Annotated in this window: 12 protein-coding genes; 5 read left to right on the forward strand and 7 right to left on the reverse strand. The window is 71.6% G+C overall.

Going from position 1 to position 13,999, the window contains the following annotated elements:
- The first annotated feature begins 13 nt into the window (after positions 1–13).
- Positions 14–541: a hypothetical protein gene (locus tag AC07DW_RS26800; protein ID WP_478860255.1), complete on the forward strand. Its 528-nt coding sequence runs from the start codon at positions 14–16 to the stop codon at positions 539–541.
- 126 nt (positions 542–667) lie between these two features.
- On the opposite strand, the gene AC07DW_RS26805 is transcribed toward AC07DW_RS26800, so the two are convergent.
- The 7 genes from AC07DW_RS26805 to eccB all read right to left on the reverse strand — a co-directional run bounded on the left by AC07DW_RS26805 (position 668) and on the right by eccB (position 7,908).
- Positions 668–970, reverse strand: a complete 303-nt coding sequence (locus AC07DW_RS26805; protein ID WP_189554609.1) for a WXG100 family type VII secretion target — start codon at positions 968–970, stop codon at positions 668–670.
- 68 nt (positions 971–1,038) lie between these two features.
- Complete coding sequence (locus tag AC07DW_RS26810; protein WP_478860256.1) at positions 1,039–1,389, reverse strand: WXG100 family type VII secretion target; 351 nt, start codon at positions 1,387–1,389, stop codon at positions 1,039–1,041.
- A 92-nt stretch (positions 1,390–1,481) separates the two neighbouring features.
- Complete coding sequence (locus tag AC07DW_RS26815) at positions 1,482–2,669, reverse strand: S8 family serine peptidase (RefSeq protein WP_478860257.1); 1,188 nt, start codon at positions 2,667–2,669, stop codon at positions 1,482–1,484.
- Positions 2,670–2,790: 121 nt separating this feature from the next.
- A complete protein-coding gene (locus AC07DW_RS26820) occupies positions 2,791–4,548 on the reverse strand; it encodes a hypothetical protein (RefSeq protein WP_478860258.1) in 1,758 nt (585 codons plus the stop codon).
- A gap of 6 nt (positions 4,549–4,554) precedes the next feature.
- Positions 4,555–4,989, reverse strand: a complete 435-nt coding sequence (locus tag AC07DW_RS26825; RefSeq protein ID WP_478860259.1) for a hypothetical protein — start codon at positions 4,987–4,989, stop codon at positions 4,555–4,557.
- Positions 4,990–5,110: 121 nt separating this feature from the next.
- Entirely contained in the window at positions 5,111–6,367 is a 1,257-nt protein-coding gene (mycP, locus tag AC07DW_RS26830) for a type VII secretion-associated serine protease mycosin (RefSeq protein WP_478860260.1), read from the reverse strand.
- 14 nt (positions 6,368–6,381) lie between these two features.
- The gene (eccB, locus tag AC07DW_RS26835) at positions 6,382–7,908 is read right to left on the reverse strand and encodes a type VII secretion protein EccB (RefSeq protein WP_478860261.1); all 1,527 of its coding nucleotides are present in this window, start codon (positions 7,906–7,908) and stop codon (positions 6,382–6,384) included.
- A gap of 181 nt (positions 7,909–8,089) precedes the next feature.
- Between eccB and eccE the strand changes: the two genes are divergently transcribed.
- The 4 genes from eccE to AC07DW_RS26855 all read left to right on the forward strand — a co-directional run bounded on the left by eccE (position 8,090) and on the right by AC07DW_RS26855 (position 13,855).
- Complete coding sequence (gene eccE, locus AC07DW_RS26840) at positions 8,090–9,424, forward strand: type VII secretion protein EccE (RefSeq protein WP_478860283.1); 1,335 nt, start codon at positions 8,090–8,092, stop codon at positions 9,422–9,424.
- A complete protein-coding gene (locus AC07DW_RS26845; RefSeq protein WP_478860262.1) occupies positions 9,424–10,140 on the forward strand; it encodes a hypothetical protein in 717 nt (238 codons plus the stop codon). The genes eccE and AC07DW_RS26845 overlap by 1 nt, the downstream gene beginning before the upstream one ends.
- Before the next feature lie 275 nt (positions 10,141–10,415).
- A complete protein-coding gene (locus AC07DW_RS26850) occupies positions 10,416–10,649 on the forward strand; it encodes a DUF397 domain-containing protein (protein WP_189554601.1) in 234 nt (77 codons plus the stop codon).
- Positions 10,650–11,077: 428 nt separating this feature from the next.
- Positions 11,078–13,855: an SCO5717 family growth-regulating ATPase gene (locus AC07DW_RS26855; RefSeq protein ID WP_478860263.1), complete on the forward strand. Its 2,778-nt coding sequence runs from the start codon at positions 11,078–11,080 to the stop codon at positions 13,853–13,855.
- Positions 13,856–13,999 lie beyond the last annotated feature (144 nt).

The raw sequence follows: 13,999 nt of genomic DNA on the forward strand, positions 1-13,999 counted from the left end.
CTTCGCAGACGGCATGAACCGCGCCCTCCTCACAGCGGGCGCGATGATCTTTCTCGCCGCCATGTCCGGATGCAGCACCACTGAACCAGACCGCGAGTTCGAAACCCCCAGGGCTCTGTGCGGGACACCAGTTGCCCCGGAGCATCTGGAGACCGTACTTCCGAGCGCCGGAAAGAAAATCTCCACGCGGAGCTCCGACCTCGTGGGATATGACCGGTGCGTCGTGACGGTGGATGGAGTGGCAGTGCTTTCCGCGACACGTGAGTGGCTGCGGACGGACACCACGGTGACCAGCGTCGCCGACTCGGTGAGAGGGGTGAAAATCGATCACGTGAGCGAAGACCGCCGCTACGCCTGGGGCGAAAGGGGAGCGGTTAGCCACGTCTCGTGCCCGAAGCCCAAGGAGAAGCTTCAGGACACGCAGCTCTGGGCCAAGATCTTCACCGCGAATGGAGGCAGGCCCGACGAGGAGGGGATGCGGACGCTGGTCCTTGACTACGCGAGAGCCGTCTCGGAGTCCGACGAGTGCACCGCCGGCTGATCTCGGCGACGTCGTGATCGGCCGATCGCGGTCGCGGGGCGCAGGACCTTGACCCCCCGGTCGGCTGGAGGACAGGGTGGGCACCCCTCGCGCGTGCCCACCCCTTTCCTCCGCCCGTGTGGGCCGCTACGCGAAGTAGCTGGCGGCCTTCTTGTCGCCGCCCATGTAGTCACCGCCGGCACGCGCGACGACCTGGCCGATCTGCATCAGGGCCTGGTGGATGTCAGCGGCTTCCTTGTCCCACTTCATCTGCTCCTGGACATAGGCGGTGTGCGCCTCGCCCTCCCAGCCGGCGGCCACGGTGGCCATGGCCGTCTTGATGTCGCGCAGGTCCTCCTCAAGCTTCTTGGCCTGGTTTCCCAGCGTGGTCGCCGCCACATCGAGGCCGTCGTACTTGACGACGAGCTCGTCGCCGGAGTTCATGCCCATGATTCCCTCGTCTCACCTGTTGTTGTCATTCGGCTTGCGCTTGCCGCGGTCGAGTGCGGACAGCGCCTCTAGAAGCTGCTGATGCTCGACTTCGGAGCAGCGGTGCCGACGCCGAGGTCGACGTTGATGCTCTGCACGGCGGCGAGGACGTCGTCCTCCGTGCCGTCCTTGATCTTCCTGGAGGCACTCAGGCCCTCCAGGAAGTGCGCCAGGATGTTGCCGAGACGCACCATGGAGGTGTTGATCTCCTGCTGCTTCTTGTTGAAGGCCCCGGCGCCGATACCCTTCCACTGGCCCTCAAGGCTGTCGATCGTGCCCTGGATCTGCTGGAGCTGGCCCTTGATCGAGTTGAACTTCTCGAACAGGTGCTTCTCGAGCTGGATTACTTGGTGGTCTGAAAGCCGCTGGCCCTGTGACACGGTGGAGTTTCCCTTCCTGACTACGTTTTCAGGTGGCTGAGTTGCGCTTCACCAGGTGGTGAAAGGTGAAGTCTGATGCGCGTGGGTACGGATCACGCGCTGCGTCGCCGGCGCGCGACGGCGAAGGCCGCTCCCGCGAGGGCGACAACGGCCGCGGCACCGCCGATGACGAGCCCGGCGTTGCTCCCGCCGTCGGCCGCTCCCGCCTTCTCGCTGGAGCCTGCCACGGCGGCATCCGAGCCGGGCTTGCCCTTCGGGGCCGGTGACGAAGCTGGTGCAGAAGGTGCGGGTGAGGCGGCGGAGCCGGACGTGCCGCCACCGACTTTCTCGTTGGTGAGCGGGCTGATGTCCGGCGCACCGGGCTTGCCCAGGCCGCGGTTGATGTGGGCGCCGGGACGGACGATGCCGTGGCCGAGGTAGTTGCTCACGGTGCCGGGCTTCCAGTCCTCACCGCGGCCGGCGGACTCGAACATGACGCGGAGCACCTGGTTGCCGGTCCACTCGGGGTGCTTGGACCAGATGAGGGCGGCGGATGCGGAGGCGATGGCGGTGGCGGCGCTGGTTCCGCCGTTGCCGTCGCAGTAGACGTCGAGCTTCTCGTCGCACCAGCCGGGGATGTCGTCGGCCGGGGCGGCGATGTCGACGGACTCACCGTGCTGGGAGTACGTGGCCACTGTGCCGTCAGGAGCCGATCCGGCGACAGCGACAGCTTCCGGATAGCTGGCGGGATACTGCGGCTTATTGCCCTTTTTGGCGTTGTTACCGGCGCCCGCGAAAAGCAACTTGCCCTTGCTGCGAGCGTACTTGACAGCCTGACGTTCATCGGAGTTGTAGTAGTCACTCGCCATCGAGATGTTGATGATCTGTGCGTCGCTGTCCGCAGCGGCACGGATGGCCTCATGCATGTCGAAGGCGTTCACCTTCTCCTTGTTCTGCAGCTCGGTGTCGGACACTCGATAGGGGATGATCTTGACACCAGGTGCCAGGCCTTTGAGCCCCCCACCCTTCCCGGTGCCCGCAATGAGCTCGGCCATCGAAGTCCCGTGCCCGTCCAGGTCATCGGTGGCCTCCCCGGCCACCCCGGTGAAGTCCACTCCCTTGAGGACTTGACCCCTGAGTGACGGCGTGGAGGGATCGACACCACTGTCGATGACCGCGACCCTGACGCCTTCGCCGGTAGTGGTCTTCCAGATCTCCTCGGCGTTCATGGCGTCGAGGTACCACTGCTTGGACTGCGGATCCGTAATGGTCGCTGCTGTGGCCGTGCCGCTGATGACCATCGTCCAAGCTCCGGCCACCGCCCCGGCACCGACCAGGCCCCGCCGCACCGTGCACAGAGACCTGGACTTCCCGACCGGGCTCACTACTGGCGTCATCCTGACTTCCGAACCTTCCGAGTACCTAGTCGATCACCGGGGGCACAGCGCGCCGCTTGGCTGCCCACGTCTCTTCGTCCTCCGTCAGGTAGTCGGGACGGTTCGCTGCCGCCCGCTCCTGCTCCTCGACGCGAGGCTGACGCCCGCCGGCACGACCGCCTGCGGGAGCAGCACTTCCGGAGCCCGGCGTCGTCCCACGCGACGTGCCTACCACGCCGTTTGCGCTGGGAGTGCCACGACCCGAGGGGCGAGAAGTGCCATTGCCCTGACTTGCGCCGATGACACCGGACTGGCTGGGCCTCGCTGCGGAGGAACGCCCGGTCGTCGTGCCCTCCGCACCGATGACCGTCGCCCTCGGGATACGCGATCCCGCAGCACCGGTGGCCGCCCGCTGGGGCGTGCCCCCCACGATCCCGCTCGAAGGACTGGTACGCGGCTTGCTGGAGGAGCCCTGTCCGATCGCGGCCTGCCCGGGAAGGCCGGGGCGACCGGCCATCGGATGCTGTCCGGTGCCGCCGGTCACACCGGGCCGACCTGAGCTGGGTCCGGTGCCCATGGGACCTGGGCGTCCGGGCGAGGTGGCGGGGCCCGCGGCAGTGGGTCCGGACCGCCCGGCACCACCCACGGCACGCCCCGCTTGCGGGGAGCCGCCCGCAGGACTGGGACGACCGACACCTCCGGTGCCCGGGCCACCTCCTGTCCGTGGCATCCCCTTCGGACCCATGACTTGAGGCGCCTTGCTGCGCGGAGAGTTGCCGAAATTCGTCATCACCGGAGGAGCGGTGCCGGTGACCGAGGCGGGGGTCTGAGGAAGCGAGGTGGGTGGTGTGGGGCCCGGGGACGGTACCGGGGCGACAGGCGTGGTGACGCTGTCGATCTCCATCGACGCACGGGAACCGGGTACCTGCACGGGCTTGACGTCGATGTCCGCCCGGGACGGGCCTTCGCCGCCGGTCACCCCCATGCTACCGACGCTGTGCGGTGATGGCGGCGTTCGGTGCGACTCCGCCTGCGCCGTCCCGGCATCCGCCCCACGGACACGGTCCTCACCGACGCGCCCTGAAGGCTCCGGCACCGCCGCGTTCAGCGGCTTCGGCGGCGGCGGGGGGTCCTGGGCCGCCAGTGTGCTTCGCGAGACCGCGTAGAAGGACGCCAAACGGTTCATCTGGTTGATGGCTTCCTGGCGGTCCTTCTCGACCGCCAAGGCCTTCTGGTACTCGGGATTGTCCTGCGTGCGCTCGGGCAGGGCGAAGTCGTCGGGCTTCTTCTGTACGAAACGGCTGTCGCGAGGCGGCTTGGAGTTGCGCACCGAGGTCAGGCCTGTGCTGGCGACCTCCATCTGCGCGCCCACCGCGTTGGCGAAGGTAGACAGCTTGTAGGTGTAACTGACGATCTGGGCACCGTATGAGCGGAAGGCTTCGGCGCCGTCGCCCTTCCAGTCCGGTGCGGCCACGGCAGCGGCCAGATCCTTCGCCGCGTCGTTCAGGGCCTTCGTGGCCTTCTTGAGGCTTTCGGACGCGTGTTCCAGGTCGGCCGGGTTCGCGCTGTCGAGCAGATCGAGCATGTCGTTGAGCTTGGCGTTCTCGAAGCTCGTCGTACCGAAGAGGCTGTCACCCGCCTTGCCGCCGCGGAAGACGCCGTCGAAGATGTCGGTGGCCCGCTCCAGCATGTCCGTGGCGGCGAACTGGTTGTGAATGCCCTGCTGCTGCTCCTGCTGTTTCTGCTCGACCTGCTTCGCTTGCTGCTCAGGCGTCAGCGGCTTCGGCTGCTTCTCTTCACTCATCGGTGATCACCCCAGGTCCGTCGTACCGCTGGTGGCATCCTGGCGCTCCTGCTGGGCGCTCTTGTCCTGCGCCTTCGCCCGCTCCGCCGCCTCGCGCTCCCTGTCCAGGCGCGCCCGGATCTCGTGAAATCGCCGTCGTGCCTCTTCGTCCACGTTGTCGTAGCCGACGTCCGCCGCGTGCACGGCGATGCGCAGCAGCTCGATCTGGTCGCCGAGGGACTTGGAGAGCTGCACGAGGGCCGTGTGGACGCGGTTGTACTGGGTGTAGAAGCCGTCCGCCTCTTCGAAGGGCAGGCCGACACCGAGGGAACCACGGGTAACCCGCTCCAGGGCGACCTGGCGGCTGCCGCCGGCGCCTCCTTCGAGTTCCGTCAGGAGGGTGTCCACCCGGCTCCGGAACTTCTTCAGCGCGCCCACTCCGCGCTCGAGGTCACCCGCCATGGACGCCCCCGTACCGCACTACCTCGAGCACAGTGCTCAATCCTCCCCGTTTGCTTCAGCCGACACTCAGTGTCGTGGTCACTCTAGCCACTGGCTATGACAGTCCCAAGCGCCTTACCCGTCACGGCACTTCCGCCCGGTGCGGCTGCAACCGGGCCACCCGTCGCGCGCGGCGCCGGGAGTCGCGCAGGGCGACTGCCGTGCCGGTGATCGCCGCGACCAGGACGCCGGAGCCGATCATGACGTACGTCGCGAGGCGGGCGTTGCGCTGGTCCGGGGTCTCGCCGAGGTGCAGTTCGGCCGGGGTCGGGGCTTCGGCGCGGGTGACGCCCTCGTGGGCGACGGGGGCCTCGAGGGGCTTGTCGTCCTCGGTGAGGGCGCGTACCGGGTCGACGACGCCCCAGCCGACCAGGCGGTCGTGGCCGGCGACCGACCGTTCGGCGGTCTGCTGGATCTGGGCGACGATCTGCTTGCGCGTCCAGTCCTTGTGCTTGGCCTTGATGAGGGCGGCGAGGCCCGCGACGTACGGGGCGGAGAAGCTGGTGCCGTTGTCCGCGCAGTGGCCGCCCCCGGGGACGGTGGAGACCATGTCGACGCCCGGTGCGGCGACCCCGACGAATTCGCCGGACTGGGAGAAGGGCGCCCGCTCGTTGTTGCGGTCGGAGGACGCCACGGCGAGGACCCCGTCGTACGAGGCGGGATAGGTGCGCTTGACGTTGCCGCCCAGGCCGTCGTTGCCGGCCGAGGCCACCACGACGATCTGCTGGGCCAGGGCCTCGTTCACCGCCTCCTGCAGCGCGGGGTCGGGTTCCACGGCCTTGGCGGTGTCCTGCGAGATGTTGATGACGTCGGCTTCTTCGGCGATGGCGTGCCTGATGGCGGTCGCCAGCGTCTCGGCGGTGCCGTGGCCCTCGGCGTCGTTCTGCTGAATGGGGATGATCGTGGCGTCGGGCGCGAGGCCCACGAAACCGGTGCCCTTGGCGGGGCGGGCGGCGATGATGCCGGCGACCTTGGTGCCGTGGCCCACGGTGTCCGTGGTGCCGTCCTCCTTGCCGCGCTCGATCTTGTTCCCGTTGTCGTCCTTGATGTCCTTGGGGAGCAGGTTGACCCCGCTCCCGGTGTCCACGGCCTTGGTCAGCTGCGGGTTCTCGACGTCGACGCCGGTGTCGATGACGGCGACCCGCACCCCTTTGCCGGTCGACTGCTTCCACAGCTCGTCCAGCAGGACGCGCTGGAGGGACCAGGGCCGGCCTTCGTACGGCTTGCCCGGGAAGGTGCACTGGGTGCCGTCGGCCACGGCGGGGCCGGCGGGCACGGCGACGAGCGTGAGCGCGCCGGCGGCCGCGGCCGTCATCAGGCGTCGGTACGTGGAGGTCATGTGCGCACCGGTCCTCAGGAGCCCTGCGGCTGGCGCGCGGCGCCGGTGGACAGGCGGGGGCCGGTCGGCAGGAACGTCGACCATGCGGCGGGGACCGGCACGGGGTCGACGCCCTTGTAGCCGAGGCGGTTCTGGGCCTGCTGCGCCTCCAGCTGCCGGGCCCGCTTCTCCTCCGCGGAGCCGGACGAACCGATGCCGGAGTCGCCCGTGGCGGTGTCGCCGTTGGACTGCATCGCGTAGCGCAGTCCGGTGTCGGTGACGAGGAAGACGAAGCCCGAGTGCGTGGTGGACCCCTTGAACTGACGGAACAGCTGACCGGAGCCGGGGGTGACGTAGGCGCTGCTGGAGCCGGTCGGCAGGGTCGCGGGGAAGCCGGTGCCCGCCCAGGTGCTGAGCGTGGTGGTGCCGGTGTCCCGGTCCACCTCGCGCAGGACGTTGCACACGGTGTTGCGGCTGCCTTCGGCGATGCCGGCCTCGTTGACGGGCTTCGGGGCGGACCGGGGCCACTTCTTGTCCTTGCCGAACGCCTCGCCCGGCTCGAACGTTCCGGGGTGGACCGACTTGGCCTGGCCGGCCTGGCCCAGGTCGATCAGGGCCCGGCTGTTGAGCAGGAGCTTCGCCATGAAGTCGGAGACCGGGGCGACCCGTCCCTCCAGGACGACGTAGTGCTGCCGTCCCGTCCCGTCGTTGGAGGTGAGGACCATGCCGACCCTGTTGTCGTCGTCGTCCATGCGCCCGGGGACGCCGGCGGGTTCGCCGACCCGGCCGGGGACGGTGGGGAAGGTGATGGTGTCGCCCTTGTGGAGGGTGTCGAGCCAGGCCGAGGAGACCCGCTGCGCGGCCCGGCCCTGGCCGACGAGCTGGCGCAGGAGGAGTTCGTCCTTCTCCACCGGGTACGCGGTGCCGCCGGCGTCGACGACGTAACGGGCCTTGTCGGGGCCCTCGACGTAGAGCAGCTCTCCGCCGCGCAGGCGGTTCGCTCCCTCGGTGGAGTCCTTCTCGCGGTCGGCGAAGACGAACGCGGCCTTCTGGATGGCCCGGCCGCCCTCTCCCGGCCGTTCGCAGACCGCCCAGCGCTTGGCGGCACCGGCCTCTTTGGGGTCGGGCAGCCGGTCGGGGGCGTAGGGGATGCCGAGAGTGGCGCCGTGCGGGATCCTGCCGCTGTCGAGCACCGACTCGTCGACGTTGATGATGTTGTCCTTGTCGGGGTTGAGCAGGAGCCTCGCGGACGACATGTTCAGGACCGGGTGGAGCTGCGTCTTGCTGCCGGTCTTCAGCACGACGTAGCGGGTGGTCGACTTGCTGGCGATGATGACGTTCTCGCCCGGGGTGTCCCACTGCCGCGGCGCCACCGGCTTGAACATGCCCCAGGCGGCGAAGACGGCGAGGATCACCACCCCGGCGATGGCTCCCGGCAGCACCGCGCGCAGCGGGCGCGGGGCACCTTCCTCGGACCCGGTCGTGTTCGGCTGCACGAACTGCGCAACGAGCCTCCGCTTTGCGAAGGTGTAGGCGTTGAGTTCGTCCCGTCGTGATGCCATTTGTCCGCTGCCCCTCATCCCCTCTGGGCGCCCAGGTTCCCACACGCACTGAAACCCATCGCCGTCGCGCCGCGCACTACTATGCCTGGCGGCGCCCGCATCCCCCCGCTCAGGTAGGGTGATCGCCCGGTCAACGCCCATGGGATTTTGGCGAATGCGGACACGAGGGGGCAACGCGGCGATGGGTACGGCGACGCGCGCGCGCAATGGGCGGACGTCCGGACGAGCTGCCGACCGTTCCCGACGGCAACGGAGTAACGCCCGCCCCACGCCCCCGGTTCCGGAGGTCCCCGCGTCGGCGACCCTTCGCCCCCTGACCCGTACCGGCCGCGTCGGACCCGTCCAGCTGCGGCAGTTGGTGCTGGTGGAGGCGGCGCTGGCCCTTGCGGCGGTCGGGGTGGCGCTCGGCGGGCTCTGGCTCGTCCCCACGTGCGCCGTCGCCTGCCTGCTGGTGCTTTTCGCGGTGATCCGCCGCAGGGGACGGGCACTTCAGGACTGGCTGTCCACCGCTCTCGCCCTCCGCGCGCGCAGGCGCGGCGCCTCCGCTCCCCTCCCGGACGCCGACCCCTCGCTGGCCGGCGTCGCGGAGAGCGTGCCGGGCTTCGGTCCGTTCCCGTACGTCGACCGGGCCCGCCGTACCGTCGGCATGCTCGGCGACGGCACCTTCCTGACCGCGGTCGTACGGATCGAGACCCACGGCACCGGGCTGCGCCCCGCGTCCGGCGCCCGCGCGCTGCCGCTGTCCGTCCTGGGCGACGCCCTCAAGGTCGACGACATCGTCCTGGAGTCGGTGCAGGTGGTGCAGCAGGTGCGCCCTGCTCCCGCTCCGCACCTGCCGCAACAGGCCGTGGCGCGCCTCTCGTACGCCCCGTTGCACGAGCGGACCGGGGCCCCCGCGCTGCGCATGACGTGGGTGGCCGTGAAGCTCGACCCCGAGCTCTGTCCGGAGGCCGTCAAGGCGCGGGGCGGCGGCATGGAAGGAGCGCAGCGCTGCCTGGTGCGCGTGGCGGACCACGTGGCGAGCCGGCTGACCGGAGCGGGCTTCCAGGCGGTGGTCCTGGACCAGGAGGAGCTCAACTCCACGGTGGCCACGGCCTCCTGTGCGAACCCCCGCCTGGCGGCGCGGGCGTCCCAGCCGGGCGCGGCGCCTCAGCGCCGTACGGCCGAGACGTCCCGCGTCTGGCGGTGCGACGACCGGTGGCACACCTCGTACGCGGTAGGCCGCTGGCCCGAGCTGGGCCGGGGCGCGACTCCGCTGCCCAAGCTGGTGTCCCTCCTCACCTCCGTCCCCGCGTACGCGACCACCGTCAGCTTCACCCTCCGCCGGGGCACCCGCCAGGGAGCGTTGAACATCCTCAGCCACATCCGCATCACCGGCGGCTCCGACACCGAACTCGTCGGCGTGCGCCGGGCGTTGGAGCAGGCCGCCCGCTCGGCGAAGGTCGGCCTGCGCCGGCTGGACCGCGAGCAGCTGCCGGGTGTCCTGGCGACGCTGCCGCTGGGGGGTGCCCGCTGATGGCCCGCACTCCTTCCATACGCGGCCTGCGCGGGCTGTTCGGCCCGGATCACGCCGGCCACAGCGTGGCCGCCGACGACCTGGGCGTGCTGGCCCTGCCGGTCGGGGACGACGGCGTGGTGATCGGCGACGACGCGGAGGGCCGCCCGCAACTGATCGGCTTCCACCGGGCGACGCCCTACGACGTCCTCCTGATCGGCGGCCTGTGGACCGCGCAGGTACTGGCGCTGCGCGCGGCCGGCACCGGGGCGCGGGTGGCGGTGGAGACGGGGCGTCCCCACGAGTGGACGCCCCTCGCGCAGTCCGCGGGCGCCGGACTGGAGTGCGTCACCCTCCACGACGTGGGCCGCGTCCCGCCCCTGGGCGCGACCGTGGGCAGCCCGGTCGTCGTGGTGCGCGACTGCGGCATGCGACCGCCCCGCGGCCGGGTGGTGTCGTCGCCGTGGCAGTCCGTACTGACCCTGCTGCCCTATCTGAGCCCGGTGGCACCCCGGTTGATGCGGATGTCCACGCTCGTGGGCGTCCAGCGTGTCTCGCCCGAGGAGGCGCGGCAGATCGGCCGGATACTGGGCCTGCACCGGACCGAGACGGAGGCGCTGCCGACCCTGGCGGACGGCGTGACCCTCTGGTGCGCCGGGCGCGAGCGGCACTGGGTGATGACCACCCCCACGGACGCGGAGTCCGGCCTGCTGGGCGCGCCCCGCCGGATCGACTGAACCCTGCCGGGGCTCACTCCCCCGGGTGACGTACGTCCCCGGTGGGCGCGGCGGCCGGGACGTGACCCTGACGCTCGGCCCGATTCCGCGCGCGGACCCGCGCGCCGAGTGGTGCGCCGATCCGTGCGCCCGATCCGCGGAAGCGCTCCGTCCACCGGGGCCGAGCTGGCCTAGGATACGGATGGTGACGCTTGGGGCACATTCAACTACGCGCCGCCACAGGGCGTTTGGATGGCGCCCGTCGTTCCACCAGGCCGTGATCGAAGGGAACCGCGATGGGCACCGCTGAGGAGAAGGACGCGCTGTACGCACTCGACATCTCCGGGGTCGAGTGGCACGGCGCCCCGGGCACGAGCGCCGACGAGGAGCGCGTGGAGATCGCGTACCTGCCGGGCGGGGCCGTCGCCATGCGCTCGTCCCTGGACCCGGACACGGTCCTGCGGTACACGGAGGCCGAATGGCGGGCGTTCGTGCTCGGCGCGCGCGACGGTGAGTTCGACCTGCGCTGAGACCCGTCGCTCAGGGCGTCTGCCGGTACGGGGTGACAGGTGTCCGTACGGGGCGACGGGCGCCCGTCCGGGATGCCGGTCACGGGCGCCGGGCCGGCCCGGCCGACCCGGGGCGAGACCGGATCGTTGGGAACGCCCATCGACCGGGCGGGGCACGCCGGTTCCTGCGGATTGCGGCGGTTTGGCGGGCTCTGTTCCTCACACTCCGCCGTATCCGGGTCACCCGGGGGCCGCACGCGGGGTGCCTGGCGCAGGGCTGCGGCGGGCGGGCCTGCCGGGCGGGTGGTGTTGGCGATTAGGGTGGGTGGGGGCGCGGTGCGGACGTGCGGGCATGTCGCCGCGTCCCCGGGGGAGAGCCGGGCCGATCGGAACAGCGGTGGCCCCCACCCACGACGGCACAAGGGTGCTCGACCACACCAGGAGGCAAAGTGAACGGCGATCGGGACGACATCCACGGGGGCTGGAGCATTCCCGTCGAGGAGTCCGACGCGGATCCCGCCGAGATGACGGGTGAGTTCACCATCGACTACACCCCGCCCGCCTGGTACACGCAGAACGCGGGCGACACGTCGTCGGGGGGCGGGACACCGGCCGCTCCGCCGGCCGCCCCGCCGGTCACGCCTCCCCCGCCTCCGCACGGAGCGACGCCAGTGGCCGTGCCGGGCCCCGCCGCGCCGCCAAGCGGCGACTCCGAGCCGAACGGGAACCCGGGTACGCCGATCCCCGCTCAGGCGCCGGCTCCAGTACCGGCCGATCCGCCCGTTCCGCCGGCCGCCCCGGTGACTCCGCCGGTTCCCCCGGCTGCCGTCGAGGCCGAGCCGGTCGTCGCCGAGCCGGTCGTCGCCGAGCCGGCTCCGGTCGAGGCCGCGCCGGGCGAGCAGGGGGCGCCGGACGGGGCGCCGCAGCCGTTCGGGGGCGGCGATGTGGAGAGCGGCGCGACCATGCGCTTCTCCCCCGCCGCGTTGAAGCGGGAGATGGCCGAGATCGCGGAGCGGGAGGCGGCGAAGCCGGCGGACGGAACCGGCGTCGACCCCGAGGACGTACCGGCGGGCGAGGACCGGACCGCCGGGGACGGTGCCCCGGTGGGCGGCGCGGCCGCCACCGCCGGGACGGACGCCGCCGGTGAGGCCCCCGCGCCCGTGGCGGCGGCGGAACCCGGGGCCGAGGAGGCGCCGGCCGTGGCCCCGGACCCGGTGGCCGAAGCCGCGCCCCAGGACGCCCCGCCGCAGGACGGCGTCCCGCAGCACGTCGTCCCGCCCGCGCCCCAGTCGGCGCAGGCGTGGGCCCAGCCGCCGGCCCAGCCGGGCCCGGGGCTCCCGCCGCTGCCGCCCGCGTTCCAGCCTGCCGCGCCGACGGGTGCGCCGGCGGGTGCGCCGCAGTGGCCGGCCCACACGCCCACGGCCCATGCCCCGGAGCAGCCGGCTCCGCACGCGCCCGCCGCGCCCCTGCCGCCGCAGGCCCCGCAGGGCGGTTACGGCTTCCCCCACCCCGGGCAGCCCCAGCCGCAGGCGCAGCCCCAGCCGCAGGTGCCGGGACAGCAACCCCAGGGCGGGTACGGCTTCCCCCACCCGGGGCAGCCCCAGCCCCAGATGCCGGGACAGCACCCTCAGGGCGGCTACGGCTTCCCCCACCCCGGACAGCCCCAGCCCCAGCCCCTGCCCCACGCGCAGCCCCAGCCGAACGCTCCCGCGCCGCCGCAGGGCGGGTACGGGTTCCCCCAGCAGCCCGGGCAGCAACAGCCCCCGCAGCCCCACCCGCAGCCGCAGCACGAGCACCCGCAGCCGCCCCACCCTCAGCAGCAGCCCGTCGACCCCCGGACCGGTGGCGCCTGGCCCACCTCCGTCACGCACGACCAGCGCGAGCGGTCCGTGCCCGGGGCGCCGCTCGGCTACACGGCGGCCGTCGAGCTGTCGTCCGACCGCCTGCTGCGCAACAACAAGCAGAAGGCCAAGTCAAGCCGTAACCCCTCGGCCGCTGCGCGCTTCAAGCTGGGCGGGAAGAAGGAGGAGGCCGAGCGGCAGCGCAAGCTGGAGCTGATCCGTACGCCGGTGCTGTCCTGCTACCGGATCGCGGTCATCTCCCTCAAGGGCGGCGTCGGCAAGACCACGACGACCACCGCCCTCGGCGCCACCCTGGCCACCGAGCGGCAGGACAAGATCCTCGCGATCGACGCCAACCCGGACGCCGGTACGCTCGGCCGGCGCGTGCGCCGCGAGACCGGGGCCACCATCCGCGACCTCGTCCAGGCGATCCCGTACCTCCACTCGTACATGGACATCCGCCGCTTCACCTCGCAGGCGCCCTCCGGTCTGGAGATCATCGCCAACGACGTGGACCCGGCCGTCTCGACGACGTTCAACGACGAGGACTACCGGCGGGCGATCGACGTCCTGGGCAAGCAGTACCCGGTCATCCTCACCGACTCCGGGACCGGCCTGCTCTACAGCGCGATGCGCGGCGTACTGGACCTCGCCGACCAGCTCATCATCATCTCGACCCCGTCCGTCGACGGTGCGTCCAGCGCGTCGACGACGCTCGACTGGCTGTCCGCGCACGGCTACGCCGACCTGGTGCAGCGCTCGATCACGGTGATCTCGGGTGTCCGGGAGACCGGAAAGATGATCAAGGTCGACGACATCGTGCAGCACTTCGAGACGCGCTGCCGGGGGGTGATCGTGGTGCCGTTCGACGAGCACCTGGCGGCCGGTGCCGAGGTGGACCTCGACATGATGCGGCCGAAGACGCGGGAGGCCTACTTCAACCTGTCCGCGATGGTCGCCGAGGACTTCGCACGGGCGCAGCAGGCGCAGGGGCTGTGGACCGGTGGCGGCCAGGGCTCCCTGCCGCCGCAGATGGCACCGCCGGTACCGGGCCAGCCGATGCCCGGCCAGCCCCTGCCCAACCAGCCGTACCCGCCCCAGCAGCCGATGCCGGGCCAGCCCTACCCGCAGCAGGGGTGGCAGCCGTACCAGCAGCCAGGGCAGCCCATGCCCCCGGCACAGAACCCGCAGCCGGCCCCCCAGCAGGCTCCCCAGGCTCCCCCGGCCCAGCAGCCCCAACAGCCGCCTCACCCCCACCAGGCCCAGCACCCGCACAACCCGCAGGACCCGCAGCAGCCCCCGTACCCCCAGCAGCCGCAGCCCGGATGGCCGCAGCAACCGCCGCCGCAGCAGCCTCCGCAGGCGCCGCCAGCCCCTCAGCAGTAGCGCGACAGAGGACTGGACCAATGAGGGCCCGCCCCGTGACCACGGGGCGGGCCCTCGGCGAATTACCGCAGCGCACAACGGGTTTGACGGACCGTCGACGACTCGGTGACGCATCGTTGACGCGGCTCCGTCACCGCTGGTAGA

It is taken from the genome of Streptomyces sp. NPDC045701 (genome assembly GCF_056432045.1).